This window comes from Nocardia sp. CC227C, assembly GCF_030767025.1.
GTDB lineage: Bacteria > Actinomycetota > Actinomycetes > Mycobacteriales > Mycobacteriaceae > Nocardia.
The window spans coordinates 510732-529098 of sequence record NZ_JASITE010000001.1; the positions used below are offsets into that span (position 1 = coordinate 510732).

At 70.5% G+C, this 18367-nt stretch carries 18 protein-coding genes; 10 read left to right on the forward strand and 8 right to left on the reverse strand.

Annotated elements, in window-relative coordinates:
* Nucleotides 1-47 precede the first annotated feature (47 nt).
* Entirely contained in the window at nt 48-1268 is a 1221-nt protein-coding gene (locus tag QMO76_RS02210; RefSeq protein WP_306359429.1) for a DUF2235 domain-containing protein, read from the forward strand.
* 107 nt (nt 1269-1375) lie between these two features.
* Here QMO76_RS02210 and treY read toward each other — a convergent pair whose 3' ends face one another.
* From treY to QMO76_RS02230, 4 genes are all read right to left on the reverse strand, one after another.
* Entirely contained in the window at nt 1376-3778 is a 2403-nt protein-coding gene (gene treY, locus QMO76_RS02215; RefSeq protein WP_306359430.1) for a malto-oligosyltrehalose synthase, read from the reverse strand.
* A gap of 11 nt (nt 3779-3789) precedes the next feature.
* Nucleotides 3790-5910, reverse strand: coding sequence for a glycogen debranching protein GlgX (glgX, locus tag QMO76_RS02220; protein WP_306359431.1), 2121 nt, complete (start codon nt 5908-5910; stop codon nt 3790-3792).
* Nucleotides 5911-6232: 322 nt separating this feature from the next.
* Nucleotides 6233-6538, reverse strand: a complete 306-nt coding sequence (locus QMO76_RS02225; RefSeq protein ID WP_306359432.1) for a hypothetical protein — start codon at nt 6536-6538, stop codon at nt 6233-6235.
* Between the two features lie 119 nt (nt 6539-6657).
* Complete coding sequence (locus QMO76_RS02230; protein WP_306359433.1) at nt 6658-7602, reverse strand: bifunctional helix-turn-helix transcriptional regulator/GNAT family N-acetyltransferase; 945 nt, start codon at nt 7600-7602, stop codon at nt 6658-6660.
* Nucleotides 7603-7758: 156 nt separating this feature from the next.
* Here QMO76_RS02230 and QMO76_RS02235 point away from each other — a divergent pair, with 156 nt between their 5' ends.
* Nucleotides 7759-9027, forward strand: a complete 1269-nt coding sequence (locus QMO76_RS02235) for an adenosylmethionine--8-amino-7-oxononanoate transaminase (RefSeq protein WP_306359434.1) — start codon at nt 7759-7761, stop codon at nt 9025-9027.
* On the opposite strand, the gene QMO76_RS02240 is transcribed toward QMO76_RS02235, so the two are convergent.
* Nucleotides 9028-9339, reverse strand: a complete 312-nt coding sequence (locus tag QMO76_RS02240; protein ID WP_306359435.1) for a hypothetical protein — start codon at nt 9337-9339, stop codon at nt 9028-9030.
* Nucleotides 9340-9447: 108 nt separating this feature from the next.
* Between QMO76_RS02240 and QMO76_RS02245 the strand changes: the two genes are divergently transcribed.
* Genes QMO76_RS02245 through QMO76_RS02255 form a run of 3 tightly spaced genes read left to right on the forward strand, consistent with a single transcriptional unit; the run spans nt 9448 to nt 12455 of the window.
* On the forward strand, nt 9448-10602 hold the full coding sequence (locus QMO76_RS02245) for an 8-amino-7-oxononanoate synthase (protein WP_306359436.1): 1155 nt from the start codon (nt 9448-9450) through the stop codon (nt 10600-10602).
* Nucleotides 10599-11282, forward strand: coding sequence for a dethiobiotin synthase (bioD, locus tag QMO76_RS02250; RefSeq protein ID WP_306359437.1), 684 nt, complete (start codon nt 10599-10601; stop codon nt 11280-11282). Before QMO76_RS02245 ends, bioD begins: the two co-directional genes overlap by 4 nt.
* 54 nt (nt 11283-11336) lie before the next feature.
* Entirely contained in the window at nt 11337-12455 is a 1119-nt protein-coding gene (locus QMO76_RS02255) for an alpha/beta fold hydrolase (RefSeq protein WP_306359438.1), read from the forward strand.
* Between the two features lie 63 nt (nt 12456-12518).
* Here QMO76_RS02255 and QMO76_RS02260 read toward each other — a convergent pair whose 3' ends face one another.
* On the reverse strand, nt 12519-13103 hold the full coding sequence (locus QMO76_RS02260; RefSeq protein ID WP_306359439.1) for a TetR/AcrR family transcriptional regulator C-terminal domain-containing protein: 585 nt from the start codon (nt 13101-13103) through the stop codon (nt 12519-12521).
* Between the two features lie 108 nt (nt 13104-13211).
* On the opposite strand from QMO76_RS02260, the gene bioB reads away from it, so the two are divergent.
* The 5 genes from bioB to QMO76_RS02285 all read left to right on the forward strand — a co-directional run bounded on the left by bioB (nt 13212) and on the right by QMO76_RS02285 (nt 16309).
* The gene (bioB, locus tag QMO76_RS02265; RefSeq protein ID WP_306359440.1) at nt 13212-14225 is read left to right on the forward strand and encodes a biotin synthase BioB; all 1014 of its coding nucleotides are present in this window, start codon (nt 13212-13214) and stop codon (nt 14223-14225) included.
* Nucleotides 14226-14294: 69 nt separating this feature from the next.
* Nucleotides 14295-14528 (forward strand): hypothetical protein, encoded by a 234-nt coding sequence (locus QMO76_RS02270; protein ID WP_306359441.1) that lies wholly within the window; start codon nt 14295-14297, stop codon nt 14526-14528.
* On the forward strand, nt 14528-15241 hold the full coding sequence (locus QMO76_RS02275) for a DUF2567 domain-containing protein (RefSeq protein ID WP_306359442.1): 714 nt from the start codon (nt 14528-14530) through the stop codon (nt 15239-15241). Before QMO76_RS02270 ends, QMO76_RS02275 begins: the two co-directional genes overlap by 1 nt.
* A 156-nt stretch (nt 15242-15397) precedes the next feature.
* Nucleotides 15398-15592, forward strand: a complete 195-nt coding sequence (locus QMO76_RS02280; protein ID WP_306359443.1) for a hypothetical protein — start codon at nt 15398-15400, stop codon at nt 15590-15592.
* Nucleotides 15593-15688: 96 nt separating this feature from the next.
* Nucleotides 15689-16309 carry a suppressor of fused domain protein gene (locus QMO76_RS02285; protein ID WP_306359444.1) on the forward strand — a complete coding sequence of 207 codons (621 nt, stop codon included), beginning with the start codon at nt 15689-15691 and terminating at the stop codon, nt 16307-16309.
* Between the two features lie 6 nt (nt 16310-16315).
* On the opposite strand, the gene QMO76_RS02290 is transcribed toward QMO76_RS02285, so the two are convergent.
* Entirely contained in the window at nt 16316-17074 is a 759-nt protein-coding gene (locus QMO76_RS02290) for a hypothetical protein (protein ID WP_306359445.1), read from the reverse strand.
* Nucleotides 17075-17300: 226 nt separating this feature from the next.
* On the reverse strand, nt 17301-18275 hold the full coding sequence (locus tag QMO76_RS02295) for a GlxA family transcriptional regulator (RefSeq protein ID WP_306359446.1): 975 nt from the start codon (nt 18273-18275) through the stop codon (nt 17301-17303).
* Nucleotides 18276-18367: the final 92 nt, after the last annotated feature.

Sequence of the window (18367 nt, forward strand, 5' to 3'; positions counted from 1 at the left end):
GTCGACTACGCGCGAGATCGAACGTCCTGGGCGGGAGGATGCGTTTCATGAAACGGCTCGTAGTGTGCTGTGACGGCACCTGGAAGGCCGAGTCCGACGACACGGTCTCCAATATTGTCAAAATCGCGCAGACGGTACGCATCACCGGTACCGACAAGAGCGGGAGAACCGTGGGGCAGCGGGTGTTCTACGTCTCCGGCCCCGGTGCGGGGGGATTCACCTCGGATAGGCTGCTGGGCGGGGCGTTCGGACTCGGCCTGGAGGCCAACCTGTGGTCGGCGTACTGGCAGGTGGCGCTGAACTGGAAGCCGGGCGACGAGATATTCATCTTCGGCTTCAGCCGCGGCGCGTACACCGCGCGCAGCCTCGCCGGAATGATCACGCGGCTCGGCATTCTGACCGATGAGGCCATGATCTGCGGCAAGTACCGCGACGCCCAGCGCATCTACAAACAGCGCAAGAAGCATATCGACGAGCCGGATCCGCCCGAGTGGGCGCGTTTCCGGGAACGCTACGCGCATCCGGAACGGCCGAAGGTCAACTTCCTGGGCGTGTTCGACACCGTCGGTGCCATGGGCATTCCGGGCATCACCGCCTGGCGGCACCGCTTCCACGATGTGCGGCTGTCCAGTGTGGTGCACTGCGCCCGCCAGGCCCTCGCCATCGACGAACGCCGCCGCGCCTTCGAACCCTGCCTGTGGGAGATCCCCGTCGAGCTGCGCGAGAAATACCGCCGCACCGACCGCGTGAAACAGGTCTGGTTCGAGGGCGTGCACAGCGATATCGGCGGCGGCTACCCCGAATGCGGCCTCTCCGACACCACCCTGCACTGGATGATCCGCGAGGCCGAGGCCGAGGGCCTGGAATTCGACCACACCCGGCTGCGCTCCCTCATGAACCACTGCGTCCCCGCCGAGCACGACAAACGCCACGATTCGCTGGGGCCGGGTTTCCGCATCCTGAACTACGTCCGCCTGCTCCGGAAATGGCGCACGCCCCGCTTCCACTGGGATTCCTGGCGCAAACTCCTGCACCACACCGACCGCAGCGTCTACTTCGCCTCCACGGTCCGCATCCGCGACGGCTACACCCCGGACAATCTACGCCGCTGGCTGCTCGAACACGGCGACGCGGAGAATGCGATCCCGGCGCACCTGGTCGAACCCGTCGACCCACCGCCCGCGCCCGTCGACCGCATTCCGTCGTACGTCACGGACGGCGCGGTCGCCCCCGAGCCCAGAGCGGAGGAACTGCCCGCCCCGGCGTGACCACCGAGCCATCCGGCGGCGGCCGCGGCGAGACGGCGGAACCAGGGTTCGCGGACGCCGCTCCCCGGTCAGGCGCTCGCACCCCGGGAGGCGCGGTCGCGTGCCGCTCACCGCACCAGCAGCGCGATCGGCAGCCGGGCGAAGAGTTTCTCCAGGCGGGCGCGGCCGGAGAAGGTGTGGCCGGTGAGGCGGTCGGTCCAGTCGCCCTGGGGGAGGTCGAGAACCGTGTCGGTCCAGCCGGTTTCGGCCAGCGCCACACTGTGGCGGGTGGCGGCGACGATGACCTCCGGGGATTCGCCGCGGCGGCCGCGCGCGTAGGCGATCAGGCGCTGGGCGTGGTCGCCGGTGGCGAACAGCGGGGTGTAGGTGCCGCCGACGAAGCATTCGGGGCGTTCGCGGCGCAACCACAGGGCGTAGGCGACGATCCACATCTTGGCCGCGCCGGAGGGGTCGAGATCCGGTGTGCCGGTGAGTGATTGCAGCAGCAGATTGCGGTGGTTGAAGTCGACGGGGCGGCGGTTGTCGGGATCGACGAGGGAGTCCTCCCACAGCTCACAGCCCTGGTAAACGTCCGGGATGCCGGGGCCGCCGAGTTGCAGCAGCTTCTGCGCCAGCGAGTCCGACCATGCGTGCGGGGCGAGATCGGCCACCAGATCGCCGAGTTCGACGCCGACCGGGCCGTCGATCACGGTGTCGATCCACTGGTGCACCGCCTGCTCGAACTCGATATCCGGTTCCTCCCACGAGGTTCGGGTACCGGCCTCGCGCATCGCCTTCTCCGCGAACAGGTGCAGCCGGTCGCGCAGTCCGGGCACGGCGGCGGCCGGGCGGCCGTCGGCGGGCCAGACGCCGAACATGTTCTGCAGCAGGAACAGGGTGGTCGCGCCGTCGGGACCGGGGGCGATCTCGTTCCAGGCGGTCACCGCCCGCGCCCAGGTGTCGGCCACCTGCGACAGCACCCCGATCCGGGCGCGCACATCCTCACCGCGCTTGGTGTCGTGCGTGGACAGTGTGGTCATACCGGCGGGCCAGCGCGCCGCGCGTTCGGCGTTGGCGAGATGGAATTCGATGGGCGAGCAGCCGAAGCGCACCGGATCGGCGCCCATCTCCTGGAGCGACACCAGCCGCGCCGCCCGGTAGAACATGGTGTCCTCCACCGCTTTCGCGGTGATCGCCCCGCCCACCTGATGGAACCGCGTGGTCGCCTCGCCGCCCACCGCCAGCGCCGTCACCAGCACCTGCAGCGGTGTGGTGAGTTCGCTGTTGCGCCGCGCCACCTCGGTCACCACCGCGCCCACCATGCCGGCCAGCGGTGCGTAGTCGGTGCGGTACACCGGCATGAACGACAGCACCTCGATGGTGGCGTTGGTCAGCGCCATGGTGTCGCAGGTCTCGGACTTGGCGTCGCGCTTGATCGCCGCCACCAGCCGCCGCATCTCCGGCACCAGCATGGTCTCCGCCACCGCGCGTTTGATGCGGTGCTCCTGCTCGGTGAACCAGGCGCGGTCGCTGCCGTGCCCGGTGAACTGCCTGGACAGTTCGGTCAGCGCCGGCTCACCGTCCGGGTCGAGGAGCACGCCGCCGAGGTCGGCGAGCGCGTCGTATCCGGTGGTGCCGTCGATGGGCAGGGTGGCGTCCAGGGGTTCACGATTGGACAGCACCTTCTCCACCAGCAGCAGTCGCTGCGGTCCGATGAGCCGCCGCAGCCGGGCCAGGTATTCGGCGGGCCGGGCCAGTCCGTCCGGATGGTCGATCCGCACCCCGTCGATGAGATCGTGTTCGCACCAGGCGGCCAGCTCCCGATGGGTGGCGTCGAAGACGGCGGTCTCCTCCTGCCGCACCGCCGCCAGCCCGCCGACGGTGAAGTAGCGCCGATACCCGCACAGCCCGGACTTCCAGGTGACCAGCCGGTAGTGCTGTTTGTCGTGGGTGCGCAGCGCGTTCTCGCCGTCGGTGCCGGGCGCGATGGGGAAGCGCAGATCCCGTAGCGCCAGCATGGGTTCGGGCCCGCTGCGGTCCACGCTCAGCGCCGCCACATCGGTCTCCCCGGCCAGCACCGGCAGCGCGATCCGCCCGCCCGCGCCGTTGCCGGTGCTCCAGTCGATATCGAAGTAGTGCGCGTACGGCGACTGCTTGCCGTTGCGCAGCACATCCCACCACCACGGGTTCTGCCGCGGGTCGGCCACGCCGACATGGTTGGGCACCAGATCCACGATCAGGCCCATGCCGCGGCCGCGCACCTCGTCCGACAGCGCCTTGAATCCGGCCGGGCCGCCGAGCGCGGCCGAGACCGTGGTGGGGTCGGTGACGTCGTAGCCGTGGGTGGAGCCGGGCATGGCGGTCAGGACGGGGGACAGGTACAGGTGCGAGATCCCCAGCTGTTGCAGGTATTCGGCGATGGCGCGGGCATCGGCGAAGGTGAGCGCGTCGGGGCGCAGTTGCAGCCGGTAGGTGCTGCGCACGGGGGTGCGCCGGGCGATGGCGTCGGTGCTGTGTTCAAGGCTGGTCATGGCTGTATCGATCATGCAGTACGGCGGAGGACGAGCAGGCAGCGTGCGGGGACTTCCACGGGTGTGCGGGCGTGGTATATGCGGTCGGTCGGGGCTCCGGTCGGGGTCGAACAGTCCAGGGCCACAGTCCATTCGGCGCCGTGGTCCGGATCGGGCAGGGTGCAGTGCATGGGCTCGTCGTGGGCGTTGAAGCACAGCAGGAACGAATCGTCGGTGATGCGTTCCCCACGCGGCCCGGGTTCGGCGATGGCGTCGCCGTTGAGGAAGACGGTCAGCGACCGCCCGAAACCGTTGTCCCAGTCCGCCGCGGTCATCTCGCTGCCCTCGGGGGTGAACCAGCCGATATCGCCGGGGTGGGCGTGTTCGGGGGCGGGGCGGCCGTCGAAGAAGCGCCGTCGCCGGAACACCGGATGCGCGGTGCGCAGGGCGACGGCACGGCGGGTGAAAGCGAGCAGATCGGCATTCGTGCGCATGAGCGACCAATCCATCCAGGACAGCTCGGAATCCTGACAGTAGGCATTGTTGTTGCCGCGCTGGGTGCGACCGAACTCGTCGCCGTGCAGCAGCATCGGCGTGCCCTGCGACAGCAGCAGGGTGGCGAGCAGGTTGCGCTGCTGCCGCGCGCGCAGCGCGAGGACGGCGGGATCGTCGGTCTCCCCCTCCGCCCCGCAGTTCCAGGAGCGGTTGTAGGTCTCGCCGTCGCGGTTGCCCTCGCCGTTGGCCTCGTTGTGTTTCTCGTTGTAGGACACCAGATCCGCGAGGGTGAAGCCGTCGTGCGCGGTGACGAAGTTGATGGACGCGCCGGGGCGGCGGCCGGTGGTCTCGTACAGGTCCGAGGAGCCGGTCAGCCGGGAGGCGAACTCGCCCAGCGTCGCCGGTTGTCCGCGCCAGTAGTCCCGCACGGTGTCACGGTATTTGCCGTTCCATTCGGTCCACAGCACCGGGAAGTTGCCGACCTGATAGCCGCCCTCGCCGACGTCCCAGGGTTCGGCGATGAGTTTGACCTGGCTGACCACCGGGTCCTGGTGCACCAGGTCGAAGAAGGTGGACAGCCGGTCCACATCGTGCAGTTCGCGGGCCAGGGTGGCGGCCAGATCGAAGCGGAACCCGTCGACGTGCATGTCGAGCACCCAGTAGCGCAGGGAATCCATGATCAGTTGCAGGGTGTGCGGGTGACGGACGTTGAGGCTGTTGCCGGTGCCCGTGTAGTCCATGTAGTGCCGGGGGTCGTCGTCGACGAGGCGGTAGTAGGCGGCATTGTCGATACCGCGGAAGCCGATGGTGGGCCCGAATTCGTTGCCTTCGGCGGTGTGGTTGTAGACCACGTCCAGAATGACCTCGATACCGGCGGCGTGCAGGGCGCGCACCATGGCCTTGAATTCGGTGACGGCCGCGCCCGGGGCCGGATTGGCGGCGTACTCGTGATGCGGGGCGAGGTAGCCGAAGCTGTTGTAGCCCCAGTAGTTCCGCAGTCCGCGATCCAGCAGCACGCGGTCCTGGAGGAACTGGTGCACCGGCATGAGTTCCACGGCGGTGACGCCGAGACCGCGCAGGTGCTCGACGATGGCCGGATGCGCCATGCCCGCGTAGGTGCCGCGCAGTTCCGGCGGCACCTCGGGGTGGGTGACGGTCATGCCCTTGACGTGGGCCTCGTAGATGACCGTCTCGTGGTAGGGGCGTTTGGGAGCGCGGTCGTCGGCCCAGTCGAACCACGGGTTGATCACCACGCCGGTCATGGTGTGGCCGAGGGAGTCCTGGCCGGGGGTGTACGGGGCCGGATGGCTGTCGAATTGCCCGTCGAACGCCTTGCCGTAGGGATCGAGCAGCAGTTTGCTCGGATCGCAGCGCAGTCCGCGCTTCGGATCGAACGGCCCGTGTACCCGGAATCCGTAGCGCTGGCCGGGGCCGACGGCGGGCACGTAGCAGTGCCACACGTACCCGTCCACCTCGTCGAGCCGAATCCGCTGCTCGCGGTCGCGGTCGTCGACGAGGCACAGCTCGACCCGCTCGGCCACCTCGGAGAACAGCGAGAAATTGGTGCCCGCGCCGTCGTAGGTCGCGCCCAGGGGATACGCGGTGCCCGGCCAGACGCCCAGCGGCGTGAGATCCGGGGTGGCGGGGGACGGCGGCATAGCCATGACAGTATCGGCCGGGGGCCGCCCGGTGGTCCGGTGGGCTCCGCTGCCGCGCGGGGGATCGGCGTGGTTTGCCGCGTGATCGGAGCACGGTGGCGTGCGGGTCCGCTCGGCCGGATGCCCCGTGCTCTACGGGCGGGCCGGACGGTGGGCGCAGCCCACCGGGCACCGCGAGCATCACGGTGGCGGCCCGGGTGCCGACCAGGTGGAATACGCTGGCCGGGGGTGAGGCCACCCCGTGTTCCGGGGCGTTCGCGGTGACGAGCCGGACCGCGTTCCGTCGTCACCATGCGCCGGGTGTTCGCTCGGTGGCACCCGGCTACCGTGTCGCGGCGGCCGTCGACGCGCGCAGCCAGCGGCGTTCGTAGCCGAGGGCGCGGGCGAGGCGGGCCAGGCCGCCGAGGACGGCGCGCTGGAGTCGCGGCGGGATGCCCGCCAGGTAGCCGTCCTGGTAGTCCCACAGCAGGGCGAGTGCGAGCGGATCGCGGGGTACGCGGTTGGCCGCGGTGGTCTTCCCGGCGGCGTCGAGGGCGTGCCAGAGCTCGAACATGGCCCGGTGGCGCAGGGGTGGGCGGATCTCGTGGTCGATCTCGGTGTCGGCGGTCTCGTTCCAGAACTCGTGCACCACTCCTGTGGGCGCGGCGTGCGTGGCACGTGGGGGCGGCGTGGTGTGGCGCGCGGGCTGAGGTGGGGCGTGCGTGGAACGTGGGGGCGCGGACTGAGGGGCGTGGTGTGGCCCCGGGATCAGGGGGTCAGTGCGCGCCGCCAGGTCTGGCCGACCAGGTCCACGCCGAAGCTGTGGTGTGGATTCGACTCCACCAGTTCGAATCCCGCGCGCTCGTAGATGCGGCGGGCGGCGGTGAGGACGTCATTGGTCCACAGCACGATCTCGCGGTATCCGGCCGCGCGGGCGAAGTCGAGGCAGGCGTGCACCAGGGCGGTGCCGACGCCGAGGCCGCGGGCGGCGGGTTCCACCAGCAGCAGGCGCAGGCGGGCGGTGGTGTCGGAGTCGCGCATGCAGTACACCGCGCCGAGCCGTTCGCCGTCGGCCTCGGCGATCCAGGTCCGTTCCCGCCGCGGGTCATGGGTTTTCAGATAGTCGGCGACGATCCGGGCGACGAGTTCCTCGTAGTCGCCGTTCCAGCCGTATTCGGCGGCGTAGATCGCGGCATTGCGCTGGATGACCCAGCCGTGATCGCCGGGGCCGGGCGCGCGGAGTGTGAATCGCGATGCGTCCGAAGCGGGTTCGAGGATGCGCTCGATGGTGTGCATGGCCGCGATCAGCCGTTCGCGCTCGCTCGCCGGATGTTCGGCGAGCAGGGCGGCGGCATCGCGGCTGGAGCGATCGTCGAGATCGGCGAAGGTGTCCCGGCCGCGGTCGGTGAGCCGCACCCGCTGGATGCGGCGGTCCCGCTCGGCGCGGCGGCGTTCGACGAGTCCGTCGGCCTCGAACCGGGCCAGGATGCGGCTGAGATAGCCGGGGTCCAGGCCGAGGGACTGGCGCAGCGTCACCACTTCCAGGGGGCCGGAATCGGCCAGTTCGAACAGGATTCGCGCCTCGGTGAGGGAGAACCGGGTATCGACCAGGCCCTCGCGCAGCACCCCGATCACCCGGGTGTAGCGGCGGTTGAAGGCGCGGACCGCGGCGATCTGCCGGGCGTCCACGGCGGTGTCGGTCGGGGTGCCCATCTCGGCTCCAATCCTTTGACTCAGTCAAAGAGTTCAGATAGCAGAGTACGCCGGGCGGCCGCGCCCCGGAAGGCGCGGTGGTAACTTGAACGGCGTTCAAGCTCGCGTCCGGCGGCCGCCGGGGCGGGGAACGACACCTGGCGAAGGACCGCACCCGTGGCACTGACCCCCGACGAGATCACCGCCCTCGACGCCGCCCATGTCTGGCACCCGTACGGCGGCTTCCCGGCCACCATCGAACCCCTGGTGGTCGAGTCCGCCGCGGGCACCCGCCTCACCCTCGCCGACGGCCGGGAACTGGTGGACGGCATGAGCTCCTGGTGGGCGGCGGTGCACGGCTACCGGCATCCGGTGCTCGACGCCGCCCTGCTGGACCAGTCGCGCCGGATGAGCCACGTCATGTTCGGCGGCCTCACCCACGAACCCGCCGCGCGGTTGACCCAACTGCTGGTCGAGCACACCCCCGCCGGACTGGAGAAGGTGTTCCTGTGCGATTCCGGTTCCGTCTCGGTCGAGGTCGCGGTGAAGATGTGCCTGCAGTACTGGCGTGCCCGCGGCCGCCCCGGCAAGCATCGCCTGCTCACCTGGCGCGGCGGCTATCACGGCGACACCTTCACGCCCATGAGCATCTGCGATCCCGAGGGCGGCATGCACGCGCTGTGGACCGACGTGCTCACCCCGCAGCACTTCGTCCCGGCCCCGCCGCGCGACTACGAACCCGACTACGTCGCCGAACTCGAGCGCGCCCTCGCCACCCACGCCGACGAGCTGGCCGCCGTCATCGTGGAACCCGTCGTGCAGGGCGCGGGCGGGATGCGCTTCCACGATCCGCGCTACCTCACCGACCTGCGCCGCCTCTGCGACGAGCACGGCATCCTGCTGATCTTCGACGAGATCGCCACCGGATTCGGCCGCACCGGAACGCTTTTCGCCGCCGACCGGGCGGGAGTGCGCCCGGACGTGCTGTGCGTGGGCAAGGCGCTCACCGGCGGCTACCTGACCCTGGCCGCGGCGCTGTGCACCACCGATATCGCCGAAACCCTCAGTGCCGCACACGGTGGGCTCATGCACGGGCCGACCTTCATGGGCAATCCGCTCGCCTGCGCGGTCGCCGTCGCCTCCATCGAACTGCTGCTGTCGCGCGACTGGCGCGGTGAGGTGGCGCGCATCGAATCCGAACTCCGGACCGGGCTCGCCCCCGCACGCGACCTCCCCGGCATCGTGGAGGTGCGGGTGCTCGGCGCGATCGGCGTGATCGAACTCGACCACCCCGTCGACATGCGCAAGGCCACCCACGCCGCCGTGGCCGCCGGAGTGTGGTTGCGCCCCTTCCGCAACCTGGTCTACTGCATGCCGCCGTTCATCAGCACCACCGCGGAGATCGGCCGGATCACCGCCGCCATGGTGGCCGCGGCCGCCACCTGATCAGTGGTTGGCGCGGCGCTCGCGCAGGCGTTCCGGCTCCTCGCTGTCCGACAGCACCTCCCACACCCGGAACAGGCAGTGGAAGTCGTCGGACCACCCGCGGGCGATGAGCATGTAGTTGTCGCCGTCGCGCAGCACGGTGCGACGGCTGACCAGCTTGGGGTGGTCGGGAACGAATTTGCCGACCAGTTCCGACAACTTGGCCACGGCCTGCTCCCGGGTGCCCACGACCTCTGCGAGCACCTTGGGGGACCAGATCTTGTTGTCTCCGACGCCGGTTGTCTGTTCGACCACTATTGCCCAACGTGGCATGCATCTCTCCTACCTCGGTATCCCAGGATAGCGACGTCGGGCGGCGGGGAGGGCCGATCCGACCCGCTCGGCCCCACCCTGAACGGTGTTCAAGTATGCTGCGGAGCTGTGAGTGTCGATCCCTTGCGATGGTTGGACGAACGCGCCGCGGACCGGGTGCGCGCCGGACTGCGCCGTGAGCTGCGGCCGCGCGCGTCCGAGGGCGAGCCCATCGACCTGGCCTCCAACGACTACCTCGGGCTCACCCGGCATCCGGAGGTGATCGAGGGCGCCGTCGCGGCGGTGCGGCGCTGGGGCGCGGGTGCCACGGGTTCGCGGCTGGTCACCGGCACGACCGCCGAACACGAGCTGCTGGAAACCGAACTCGCCGAATTCGTCGGCGCGCAGGCCGGATTGGTGTTCGCCTCCGGCTACGCCGCCAACCTGGGCGTGGTCACCGCGCTGGCCGGGCGCGGGGCACTGGTGGTGTCGGACGCGGGCAGCCACGCCTCGCTGGTGGACGCCTGCCGGCTGTCGCGGGCACGAGTGGAGATCGCCCCGCACCGCGACGTGGACGCCGTGGACCGGCTGCTGGCCCAGCGCGGTGCGGAACGCGCGCTGGTGCTCACCGATTCGGTCTTCAGCGCCGACGGCGATCTCGCGCCGCTGCGCGAACTGCACCGCGTCACCCGCGCCCGGGGCGCGGTGCTGGTGGTGGACGAGGCGCACGGTCTCGGGGTGCGCGGTGCGGGCGGTCGCGGACTGGTGCACGAATGCGGGCTGGCGGGCGAACCGGATCTGGTGATCACGGCGACCCTGTCCAAGGCCCTGGGTGCACAGGGCGGCGCGGTCCTCGCCAGCGAGCGGGTGCGCGCCCACCTCATCGACTCCGCCCGCACCTTCATCTTCGACACCGGACTCGCGCCCGCCGCCGTCGGCGCCGCGCGCGCCGCCCTGGGCGTGCTGCGCCGCGATCCCGGCCTGGCCGGGCGGGTGCTGGACCGGGCCGCCGACCTGGCCCGGATCGCCCGTGTGGCACAACCCGATTCGGCGGTGGTGTCGGTGGTGCTCGGCGAGGCGCAGCGCGCCTACGACGCCGCCGTCGCCTGCCGGGACCGCGGTCTGAGCGTCGGCTGCTTCCGCCCGCCCTCGGTGCCCGAGGGCACCTCGCGGCTGCGGTTGACCGCCCGCGCCGACCTCACCGCCGCCGAACTCGACACCATCGCAACGGTTCTCGGCGCGGTGCTGGCGCGGGCCCGCGAGCAGGCGACGGTTCCGGCATGAGCGTTCTCTTCGTCACCGGCACGTCCACCGATGTCGGCAAGACCGTTGTCACCGCCGCGCTGGCGGCGACCGCGCGGGCGGCCGGGGCGCGGGTGGCGGTGTGCAAGCCCGCCCAAACCGGGGTCGCGCCGGGGGAACCCGGTGATCTCGCCGTCGTCGAGCGCCTCGGTGGCGTCACCCGCACCCTGGAGCTGGCGCGCTATCCCGATCCGCTGGCCCCCGACACCGCCGCGCGCCGCTGCGGTCGGCCGCTGCTGACCCTCGCCGACACCGTCGCCGCCGTGGAATCCCTGGCCGACGCCGACCTCACCCTGGTGGAGGGGGCGGGCGGACTGCTGGTGCGGATGGGTGAATTCACCCTGCTCGATCTGGCGCAGCAGCTCGGCGCACCGGTGCTGGTAGTGGCCGCCGCCGGACTCGGCACCCTCAACCACAGCGAATTGACCACGCGCACACTGGCTTCGGCGGGCGTGCCGTGCGCGGGCCTGGTCATCGGCGCGTGGCCGGACGAACCCGACCTCGCGGCCGACTGCAATCGCGCCGATCTGCCCGCCGTGACCGGCGTCGACCTGGTCGGCACCCTCCCCTCCGGCGTCGGCTGCTGGCCCGCCGACCGCTTCGCCGCCGCCGCACCCGGCTGGTTCGACCCCGATTGGCGCGGCCGCTACCTCCCCGGCTGAGCTCGTGCGTCGGGGGCGTGATCGACTATCGATCGCTGCCTACAGTGGATCGGTATGTGGGACTATCCACATCCGTCCGGCGCCGCCGAGTACGACGACGAGCGGCGGCGGGCGCGGCTGCGCGAAACCCGATTCGGAGCCCGGTGGCGAGAGCGGCGGATCCTGGCGCGGTTCGCGCTGATACCGCTGCTGTTCCTGGCCCTGTTCGCGCAGTACTGGCGGCTCGACGTCGCCCCCGAGCGGGCGCGGCTGGCCCGCACCGAACCCGCCGTCCTGCCCATCGCCGGACCCTCCGGCGCGGCGGCGGCCGATACCGCGGTCTTCGATCTGGTCGGCCTGGGCTCCCTCGACGCCACCGCCACCGCCCGCGCGCTGCCGACTCTGAACCAGCTCGGTTCGGTATGGGCGGTGCGCTACGACAACACCGGTATCGACACCGAGGTCATCGCCGACCTCATCGTGCGGGTCACCGAGGCCGCGCACGTCCCCAAGGTGGTGCTGGTCGGCCACAGCATGGGCGGCGTCGTCGCTCTGGAGGTCGCCGAACACCTGCACCTCGAGAGTTCCCGGCAGGTGCTGGCGGTGCTGCTGGACTGCACCCCGGTGGACCTGCACGCCGTGCGCCCGGAGAGCCGCGACCAGGGGGAGGAACTCATGCGCTGGCTGGGCTGGTTCCCGGGCGCGCGGGAGAGCCGGGTGCTGCGGCTGATCGCCGAAACCTATTCCCGCCGTGACCGTTATCAGGGCGGTCGCTACGGCTTCGAGCCCGACGATTTCGGTGAGGCGGTGCGGGATTCGCTGCGCGAGAAGATCCTCAGCACCGATGTGGCCAGCACCGGACTGATCGAGTCCCAGTTCAAGGCGATCGTCGCCGGGGGAGCGGTGGGCGCGCTGCGCGTGCTGGCCGAGCCCGCCCACGGCAAACCCCGCCCGGCCATCGTCTACATCCGGCCCCGAAATCCCCACGCCGACTACATCGTCGACGTCGCCTACACCCATCAGGCCCTCATCGACCGGGTGGGCGGACCCGACGGCACCCTGCTGGTGGTCACCACGCGCACCACCGGTCACGCCAATCCGATCCAGCGCCCGGCCGAGTACAACGCGGTGATACTCCAGCAGATCGTGCCGTTCGTCCGCCTGATCGAGCGCACCGCGATCGCCTCGGGCTGAGATCCGGCTCCCGATCACCGCGGTGCGGGGTCCGCCCGGCGGGTGCTCTCCCGGTATCCGGGCTCAGCGGATGCGGGTGCCGAGCAGATGCCGCACCCCGCTCACGAACAGTTGCAGCCCGAAGTCGAAACGTGCCGTCGCGTCGGGCGTGTCGTACAGCGGCGAATGCTCGTCGGCCAGCGCGCCCACCGAATCCATCTGCATGCGCGCCTGCTCGTCCACGGTCTGCCCGAGCACGTAGTAGAGCAGCGTGAACGCCGCGAGATCGGCTTCCTCCCTGGTCATTCCGGCGCGAATGGCCGTACTCGCCATGCGCTCGCGGCCTTTCGAGGTGGTGAGGCGGGAAGCGTAGGTGGCGGAGACCAATTCGGCCCCGTCCCGGTAGGCCAGCAGGCACGAGCGCAGCCGGTGCGCCAGTTCACCGAGCTGCCCGGACCATTCGTCGGCGGTCACGGGTTCGTCCATGGGTGCGAGAATGCGGTCGGCCACCGCACCCAGCAGCGCCTGCTTGTTGGGGAAGTGCCAGTACAGCGCCCCGGGCTGCACATGCAGCGATCCGGCCAAGCGCCGCATGGTCAGATCGGCCAGACCGTACTGGTCCAGAATGGCGATGGCCCCGTCGACCACATCGGTGCGGTGCAACTGCACGGATAATCCCGACCCTTCGTGTTTCGGCTCACGTTCGCGACTGCTAGCCTACCCTGAACACCGTTCAAGTTGCTCGGCCACATCGGCCGGACGAAGGGATTTCGCGCTGTGACCCAGGTAGCCGTCAACACCGACATTCTGGCGATCGCCCGCGAGCAGGTGCTCGAACAGGGCGTCGGCCTGACCCAGGAGCAGACCCTCGCGGTCCTGCGCCTCGGCGACGACCGGCTCGAGGAACTGCTCGCCCTCGCCCACGACGTGCGCATGAAGTGGTGCGGTCCGGAGGTCGAGGTCGAGGGCATCATCTCGCTCAAGACCGGCGGCTGCCCCGAGGACTGCCACTTCTGCTCGCAGTCCGGCCTGTTCCAGTCCCCGGTGCGCGCCGCCTGGCTCGACATCCCCAGCCTGGTCGAGGCCGCCAAGCAGACCGCCAAGACCGGCGCCACCGAATTCTGCATCGTGGCCGCCGTGCGCGGCCCCGACGAGCGCCTCATGGCGCAGGTCGCCGCGGGCGTGGAGGCCATTCGCAACGAGGTCGACATCCAGGTCGCCTGCTCGCTCGGCATGCTGAACCAGGAGCAGGTCGACCAGCTCGCCGCCATGGGCGTGCACCGCTACAACCACAACCTCGAGACCGCCAAATCGCACTTCCCGCAGGTGGTCACCACGCACACCTGGGAGGAGCGCTGGGACACCCTGCGCATGGTGCGCGAGGCCGGGATGGAGGTGTGCTGCGGCGGCATCCTCGGCATGGGCGAAACCCTGGAGCAGCGGGCCGAGTTCGCCGCGCAGCTCGGCGAGCTGGAGCCCGACGAGGTGCCGCTGAACTTCCTCAACCCGCGGCCGGGCACCCCGTTCGGCGATCTGGAGGTGCTGCCCGCCGCCGACGCGCTGCGCGCCGTGGCCGCCTTCCGGCTCGCGCTGCCGCGCACCATCCTGCGCTTCGCGGGCGGTCGTGAGATCACCCTCGGCGATCTGGGCGCCAAGCAGGGCATTCTGGGCGGCATCAATGCCGTCATCGTCGGCAACTACCTGACCACGCTGGGCCGCCCCGCCGAGGCCGATCTCGATCTGCTGGGCGAGCTGAGCATGCCGATCAAGGCGCTCAACGAAACCCTGTAGTGCGCATCGCATATCGATTGGGCAACCGCATACCGGGAAGTGGGCGCGCACATGGGTAATGTCGTGGACATGGAAACGGACGAGGTCACCGCGCGCGTGGCGCTGTACAACCCGTTCACCGGCAAGCTGATCGAATCCGGCGCGGACGATCCGGTTCCGGCCGCGGCCGCGCTCGGCCTGGAACCGCCGCGCTACTGCGAGCAGTGCGGCCGCCGCATGATCGTGCAGGTCAGCCCGGACGGCTGGTGGGCCAAGTGTTCCCGGCACGGGGTGCTGGACTCGAAGAGTCTGGAACACCGGTAGTGGCAACGGGATTCACCGCGCCCGGAGCGTCCGGGACGCGTGCGGAGGTGCTGCGGCGGGAACGCCGGGCGGCCGCACTGGTCGTCGCGGGCGTCACCGTGGTCAGCGCGGTGGCGGGCGTGGCATGGGCCTTCCTCGCTCCCGCCGAGCGGCTGGTGGTGGTGGAGCCGGACCGCGGTTCGGTGCTGACCGGGGAGAGCGCGCACCAGTTCGACGCGCTGGCCGTCTTCGTCCTCGCCGGCATGGTGATCGGGGTGCTCACCGCGGCCGCCGTGTGGCGGTGGCGGCGCGTGCGCGGGCCGATACTGCTGGGCGGACTGGTGGTCGGCTCGCTGCTGGGCGCGTTCGTCATGCGACTGGTCGGCGAGGCCGCCGCCGAGGTGCTGCACCCGCGGCCGGAGAACCCGGCGGTCGGGTCGATCGTCGCATTCGCACCCACCGTGTCCGCCTGGCAGGCGCTCATCGCCCAACCTCTGGTGGCGACGCTGGTGGTGCTCATCTGGTCGGCCCTGAGCGTGGCCGACGATCTCGGCAGCGGACAGTTCCAGCCCTTCGGCGGGGAGGACCCGCGCCGCGGCCTGCTCGCGCCCGGACCGTACGGCTCGGCCATCAGCTACGGACCCTACGGCGGTCCCGGAGCGAACGGCGGTTCCGCGCCGGGCTTCGGCCCCGCGCCGTACGAGGGCGCGGGCCGGGGCAATCCCGATCGCTGAGCCGCGTTCGCGGCTCCGGTCGTTCGCGCCGCTATCCGTCGCCGGTTATTCACTCTGCGCCCACGCGGCGACCGGTTCTCCAAATCACTGGCACCCACCCGCGCCCGCGCCTACCGTGGTCGGTCGAACATCAGCGCATCCGATCGGGGGACCACCATGAGAACCGCAGCGCGGCGCGTCCACGACCCGGTCGCACCGGAGCGGGCCGCGGTCGCCCCGCAGGAGCGGCCCGACCTGACCGCGTGGCGGCAGCGTCAGGCCCTGCGCCGCTCCAACGCGGCCGAGCCGATCCCCAGCGGTCGGCGCTACCGTCGCACGACCAAACACCGTGGGCGCGAACAGCAGTGGTGACCGCCGTCGCCGGAATCGTTCGGGGACTTGTTTTTACATTGATTTGAGCCGTCCGACCGTGGTGGCGGCAGTCGTCCGGCCGTAATGTCACTCGGCATGGAGAGCGCAACGGGCTGGGACGCCATCGACGGCGCACTGCGTCGACTGTACGGCGGGGCCACGCCGTTTCACCTGGGTACGAAGCAGCCGTGGGCACTCGGCGGCCCGGATCCGCTCGACGGCATCAGCATTTTCGGCCGTACGGACCCGATCGCGCACTGGCACTACATCGGCTACGGCATGTCCGAACTGTACGAGAAGGAATCCGCCGATCCGCACACCTCGGGCTGGGGTTTCGAATTCACCATCCGGGTCGTCCGGTCGGCGGCCGTGCAGCAGCCGCCGCTGTGGCCCGCGCAGCTGCTGCAAACGCTGGGCCGCTACGTATTCCAGAGCGAGAACGGCTTCCAGCCGGGGCACACCATGAAGGCGGGCGGCCCGCTGGCCGCCGACCGCCCCGACAGCGCCATCCGTGCCATGGCCTTCACGGTCGACCCGGAACTCGGCGAGATCGACACCCCACACGGCAGCCTTCGCTTCCTCCAGGTGGTGGGGCTGACCCTGGACGAGTACCAGGCGGCGCTGGGCGGCAACGCGCCCGGACTGTTGGCCCAGCTCGCCGTCGACCTGCCGCTCTACGTCACCGACGCCGACCGGCCCTCGCTGATCGCGCGCTGAGCGCGCCTACCGCAGCGCGTCGCCGATCCCGCACACCTTCCAGTCGCCGTTCTCCTTGACCAGGTCGTAGGTGAGGGACTGGGTGTTGGTGCTGCCGCCGAAGCTCACCTCCACGTCCACGACGAAGGTGCCCTCGTCCGCGCCCGAGGGCACGTCGACGGAGCGCAGGGTGGACTTGGAGTCGACCTTCGGCACATTGGTGGGGGTGATGCCGCCGGTGTCGACGCTGTCGATCATCGCCAGATCCGATTGGCAGATCAGGTCCTCGTTCGCGCCGCCGTTGACGAAGTCCTCCGCCACATCGCGCGGGTCGGAACCGCCGACGATACCGCCGCCCGAACCCGAGAGCAGGAACACCGCGCCGATGCCGAGCACGGCCACCAGGGCGACCCCGCCGATGATCAGCGGCACCGCGTTCTTGCCGCCGCCCGGCGGCTGCTGCGGGTACCCGCCGGGGTGCTGCGGGGGCTGCCCGCCGGGACCGGGTCCGAACTGCGGCTGCGGCGCGCCCGGATAGGGCTGTTGCGGTGCGCCGGGCTGCTGGTGCCGGGGCGCGCTGAATTGCTGTGGGGGAGCGCCGTACTGCTGGGGGGCACCGTATTGCTGAGGGGCACTGTACTGCTGGGGAGCGCCGTACTGCTGGGGAGCGCCGGGCATCGGCTGCTGGGGTCCCGGTCCGAACTGCTGCGGCGGCTGTCCGCCCGCCGGATGCGGCGGCCATCCGCCCGGCTGCTGGTAGGGGTTCGGCTGGCGTGGGTCACTCATCTGTCAAATCCTGTACACCTCAGCGGAAAAGAATCGCGGACCGCCGCACCGATGCGCGGCCGATGATCACACGACGCGTCGACACGGACGCCGTCGCGATTCAATCACCGTCGTCTACCGCACCGGTAACGGCCGCTGGCGTTTTTACATACGTTTGAGATTCCCGGGCCGCCATTTCGCCGCCGGGCTGCGAGAATTCGACACCGTGAGTTCTTCGGGTCGGCAGCTACCACGGACCCCGCGCGGCGCGCAGTTCCGCCAGGCTCATGCCGTGCCGTCGGCGGGCCAGGGTGCGCAGGGTGGCGGGGCTGGAGTAGCCGACATGCGCCGCGATGGAATCGACGGTCAACGTGGTGGTGCGCAGCAGGTGCGCGGCCCGCTCGAGCCGGATGTCGTTGGCGAATTCGCGAGGAGTCAGACCGATTTCTGCGCGGGTGGCGCGTTGCAGGGTACGCGGGGTGGTGCCCAGTTCGCGGGCGGCGGTGGCGATGTGCAGCGGCTCGGACAGATGCGCGCGCACCCAGCGTTCGAAGGCGGCGACCAGGGCATCGCCGCGGGCGACCACCTCGGGAATGGCGAAGGCGGCCTGGGTATCCCGATTGCCCAGCGCCAGATAGCGGGCGGTCAGCTCCGCCAATGCCGGAGAACGGCCGTGCACCAGCGACAAGGCGAGGTCCATATGCGACAGTGACGCCCCGGCGGTGGTGATCCGGCCGCCCCGGCACAGCAGTCGGCTCTCGTCCAGCACCACCCGGGGATAGCGGCGGCGGAAGCTCGGCCCGAGCCACCAGCTCGTCGTCGCGGGCGAGCCGTCGAGCACCCCGGCCTCGGCGAGGAAGAAGGTGCCGGTGCAGGCGGCCGCCAGCCGTCCGCCGACGAGGTGGGTCCGCCGGATGTGCTCGAGCACCGGCCTGCTGTGCGGTGCCGAGACCAGACCGATCAGCGCTTGCGCGTCGAGCACGTTCACCGCCGGAATCACGACGAGGTCGACCTCTTCGGGCAGTTCGGCCAGGGGCGTGGTGGTGATGGAGTGCCCGTTGCCGGAACGCACCCGATCGCCGAAGGAGACGGTGTGCACCCGCCAGGGGGGCGGCGGCTGCGGCAACCGCTCCCGCAATCCGTTCGCCATGCTGAAGGTCTCGATCAGCGCCGCGAAACCGAAGTCGGCGACGCCGTCGACCACGAATACCGCGACGTTCATGTCGCGCATGCTACTGAACCCGTCGCATTCGCCACTGCCCGAACCGGTAAGCCTGTCCTAATCTCTTGGACTCGTGACCGATTCGGGAGGAG

Coding starts and splice junctions, on each gene's coding strand:
- QMO76_RS02210 (WP_306359429.1), top strand. CDS start 48: ATGAAACGGCTCGTAGTGTGCTGTGACGGCACCTGGAAGGCCGAGTCC.
- treY (WP_306359430.1), bottom strand. CDS start 3,778: ATGACCAGCCTTGAACACAGCACCGACGCCATCGCCCGGCGCACCCCC.
- glgX (WP_306359431.1), bottom strand. CDS start 5,910: ATGCCGCCGTCCCCCGCCACCCCGGATCTCACGCCGCTGGGCGTCTGG.
- QMO76_RS02230 (WP_306359433.1), bottom strand. CDS start 7,602: ATGGGCACCCCGACCGACACCGCCGTGGACGCCCGGCAGATCGCCGCG.
- QMO76_RS02240 (WP_306359435.1), bottom strand. CDS start 9,339: ATGCCACGTTGGGCAATAGTGGTCGAACAGACAACCGGCGTCGGAGAC.
- bioD (WP_306359437.1), top strand. CDS start 10,599: ATGAGCGTTCTCTTCGTCACCGGCACGTCCACCGATGTCGGCAAGACC.
- QMO76_RS02255 (WP_306359438.1), top strand. CDS start 11,337: ATGTGGGACTATCCACATCCGTCCGGCGCCGCCGAGTACGACGACGAG.
- QMO76_RS02270 (WP_306359441.1), top strand. CDS start 14,295: ATGGAAACGGACGAGGTCACCGCGCGCGTGGCGCTGTACAACCCGTTC.
- QMO76_RS02280 (WP_306359443.1), top strand. CDS start 15,398: ATGAGAACCGCAGCGCGGCGCGTCCACGACCCGGTCGCACCGGAGCGG.
- QMO76_RS02285 (WP_306359444.1), top strand. CDS start 15,689: ATGGAGAGCGCAACGGGCTGGGACGCCATCGACGGCGCACTGCGTCGA.
- QMO76_RS02290 (WP_306359445.1), bottom strand. CDS start 17,074: ATGAGTGACCCACGCCAGCCGAACCCCTACCAGCAGCCGGGCGGATGG.
- QMO76_RS02295 (WP_306359446.1), bottom strand. CDS start 18,275: ATGAACGTCGCGGTATTCGTGGTCGACGGCGTCGCCGACTTCGGTTTC.